General features: G+C 54.8%; 2 protein-coding genes and 1 pseudogene. All 3 read right to left on the bottom strand.

Annotation, left to right across the window (positions count from 1 at the left end):
- Positions 1 to 343: 343 nt before the first annotated feature.
- Positions 344 to 928 carry a YkgJ family cysteine cluster protein gene (locus EPO09_RS01505; protein ID WP_290639468.1) on the bottom strand — a complete coding sequence of 195 codons (585 nt, stop codon included), beginning with the start codon at positions 926 to 928 and terminating at the stop codon, positions 344 to 346.
- Positions 929 to 1226: 298 nt separating this feature from the next.
- The gene (locus EPO09_RS01500) at positions 1227 to 1829 is read right to left on the bottom strand and encodes a type VI secretion system amidase effector protein Tae4 (protein WP_290639467.1); all 603 of its coding nucleotides are present in this window, start codon (positions 1827 to 1829) and stop codon (positions 1227 to 1229) included.
- A 314-nt stretch (positions 1830 to 2143) separates the two neighbouring features.
- Positions 2144 to 2389 (bottom strand): annotated as a pseudogene (locus EPO09_RS01495) (PAAR domain-containing protein); the annotation flags it as partial.
- Positions 2390 to 2703: the final 314 nt, after the last annotated feature.

Raw genomic sequence — 2703 nt, 5'->3', positions numbered from 1 at the left:
TGGCGAATGGCCGCACACAGTTCAGCATCTGAAATCCGAGCCTTCTTTGCATCTTTGCTGAATCGGGCTGTCTTGAAGACGCGAGACTGAGGGCTTTTTGGCATCGCATAAAGTCTAGCACCAGGTGCTACATATTGTCAATCGAAGGCCAAGCGCACGGGATAGGCCATGGTCTTGATGGCGCGGGGTAACGCCAAGGACAACCCAGGACCAAGCACGCGACCATCAACGGAGCACTGAGAAGATCTGTGGCCTCACCCACGAACCCAGGGCGGGGGATGGCCCCGCCAGCAGCAGGCAACGGCCTCGCGGCCTACGGCATAAGCCGCAGAGGCAGCACTGACTACCGAGTTTCCGGCGGCGGCGGCGAGAAGAACGCTCGAATATCGGAAACAGCTCCACTTCCATTCAGATGCATCAGCCATTGCTTACTACCCGTGAAAACCGCATTGGCGTCGGAGTGATAAAGAACGTGTTGGGCATCGGTCTGAGCACACAACGCCGGATCATCAAACGCGGCAAACACTCGGCATATGAAGGGTCTAGCCTCGTAAACAGAGCAACGGCCATCCGGCGCAAGTAGAGGGCAAGGGCCCACGGTTCCCGGCAACGGTGCTGGCGCCGAGACAACGCCACGCTTCATACGCCGCCCTGTATTGCGCTCAATGTACGACGCTTCAATCTCGGAGATACCGACCGGGATATGGCAGCAAGCCGAGCAACCAGATGAGCAAACCGTAAATGGATCAACCAGCTCTCCAACACGGTCAACAATCTCGTATATGCCCCGGAGAACGGCATGCCTGCTCATGTTTGACCTCTCTGCACGGCGTTGCAATTCCCGACCTGCCTCGAAGAACGAGTCTGGAATGGGAGGCAGCGTGAGGCGCTTTGCCTCATCGACCGAGCGAATCCTGATTGTTTTCATGTTTGGGCATCCATCCGCGCCTAGAGAGACACGGTTAAAAACAGGGCAACAGCAACGTTAAGAAGCAAACAGCCAGCAAAAAGCACTGGGCCTTTGAGCACAGGCTTCGGGAGCCGAGAAGAGATGAACCCAGCCACCATCCATATCAGAGGCCCAGCAAGGCAAGCACCGATCATTGATACACCAAGCCAAGAAGGGCACACACCCTCAGTGCACCTCGGCGTCCAGAATTGCCACAGGGCCTCAGAGAGCGCAAGACCAACGGCAAGCCAAGCAAGAGAGATCGCGAAGCGTCGGATCACTTGATCTCCCAAAACAAAATTTCTGTTGCCTTTCCGAGGTCGGAAATATCTGGGCCTGTTCTTCGACCAAGGACAAATCGAACGAAGGTTGCTCCGGCACTTTCGAGGCTTGAGGCAGTTAGTCGCCAGTCGTTCCAAAGGTCAATGTGGTCACCCGTTGGCCTACCTTGTGCGTCTGTCTTGCGAAGCCAGTAGTTGGCAAAAAAAATGATGCCAGTACGCCCTTTGATCTTGGCTTGCCAAGCATCACCTGCAATAGATTCTGGCTTGGATGGCAGGCCGCAAAAGGGTTGCTTCTTCAGCCAAGCAGCGAGCTCTTCCGCAGCAGTGGCAACCTTCTTGCCATTGACCAAGACAGAGCCACCTTTAAATGACTTCATTTCAACGCCGACGGCGTGCAACGCAACGCTGACCTTGATTGCGCATTGATTTTCAAAGCCCGGTGGCGTATTGCCTTTTGCGTCCAAATATGGGTGACCTGACGGGTAGCCATCCCACAGCTTTGCGAAGGTCACCGGCTCGACCGTAATCTTGCAAATCGAATCTTTGACGGTATTCGTTCTAACAGTTGCTCTCTGCTTCAGAACAGCGGAAGTCATGCTTGAGCCTCTATGTGTTCAAGTGCCTCATCGCCCCAAAATGTCTCATAGCGGCCCTCAACCTGCGTTGAAATGCGAGGCAATTGCCCCGACTGATCGAGCCTGCCAGAGTAGGTCTTGCCGTCTTCTGTTTTGATGAACCAAGGCAGACCGATCAGCGTTGCTGTATCACCGCTAACAACGAGCTTTGTTTGCTCATCGTATCGGAAGCGCACCTCACGAAGAGCCTCTGCGGCTGTGGCCAGGTGAGATGCCGAAGCCGCCTGCTTTGCACCAGCATCTGGCCCACCGCCATCGCATGTTGTTGAAACAAACTGGCTAGCAATCAACGTTGCGCCACACGCGCATTTGTCGCCATGTCGTGCGGCTGGCTGGCCGTCAATGATCATGGTCGGATCACCCGTCACGATGACCGTTGTTCCATGCCCCTTCTTCGGGCACGTGACTTGATCGCCAACACGTGCAATTCGTTTGCCATGCGTTTCTGTAGTGCCTGCCGCACCAACAACAACGCCACCGTGATCCGTCTGATCACCCATAACGATGAACGGTCTCGACATCTAACGCCCCCAGCTTTTTATTGCCGAGAACTGTATCAGCGCGATGTAACTGAACTGTTGCAGGAAGGCAAGAGCCGGGCTGATTTGCGCGGTGGCGATCAGACGCGATTACGGTAATTACCGTAATTACGATAATGAACAGGATGGAAATTAAGGCAGCGTGCGCTGAAACGCTCACACATGAACTGCGAGTGCATGTTCAGCCAAATGAGTATGGCAAAAGGCGGGCGATATTCCGTGCGTCCATATGCGCACGATGGTGCTCTCCCTCAAGCTCAAGCCCCCCGATTTTTAGGGCTGTGACCATGCCCACC

This window comes from Aquabacterium sp., assembly GCF_004297345.1.
Lineage (GTDB): Bacteria > Pseudomonadota > Gammaproteobacteria > Burkholderiales > Burkholderiaceae_C > Aquabacterium.
This window is presented reverse-complemented; position numbering and strand designations above follow the sequence as displayed.

What these genes read in the sequence shown, in the direction of transcription:
- EPO09_RS01505 (WP_290639468.1), bottom strand. Translation starts at nt 928, where the DNA reads ATGAAAACAATCAGGATTCGCTCGGTCGATGAGGCAAAGCGCCTCACG.
- EPO09_RS01500 (WP_290639467.1), bottom strand. Translation starts at nt 1,829, where the DNA reads ATGACTTCCGCTGTTCTGAAGCAGAGAGCAACTGTTAGAACGAATACC.